At 60.5% G+C, this 451-nt stretch carries 1 protein-coding gene; it reads right to left on the reverse strand.

Translation table 11 applies throughout. The features are described from left to right. Positions 1 to 451, reverse strand: a 451-nt coding sequence (locus AB1462_RS32005; protein ID WP_367249111.1) for a hypothetical protein, incomplete at both ends; no start/stop codon positions are given.

Here is a 451-nt window from a genome sequence, read left to right on the forward strand (position 1 = left end):
GCGCATGACCGTGCCGCCAGCCTGCCGGATCGCCGCCGGAACCACATCGTCGCAATCGCTCATTGCCGATGCGCCGAAGACGATCACCATGTCATTGCCGGCACTTGCCTTGCCGATTGCCTGCGAAACGGCACCGCTCTCATGCGGCGGACGCTGTTCGCTAGAAATTTGCGAGGACGAGCGCGCCAGGCGCGATTGCGTAATGCGCGTTGTCTTGTCGAGCACGCTGGCTTTCGTGCCGGGCAGCGTCGTCTGGATAAGGCCGACTTTCATCGGCTTGAATGGATGCACACTAAATATCTGCTTGCCCGCGCAAAGCGCTGCGACCTGCCGAAGCTTTTCCGATGCGACGGCAAAAGGAATGATCTTCACCGTCGCCGCCATCTGGCCGTTTTCGACATGGGCGAATTGCGGCAAGGTCGCCAGGGTGATTGCAGGGTCGATGCCATTG

The sequence above is a fragment of the Pseudomonas sp. SB113 genome (assembly GCF_040754745.1).
Lineage (GTDB): Bacteria > Pseudomonadota > Gammaproteobacteria > Pseudomonadales > Pseudomonadaceae > Aquipseudomonas > Aquipseudomonas grimontii.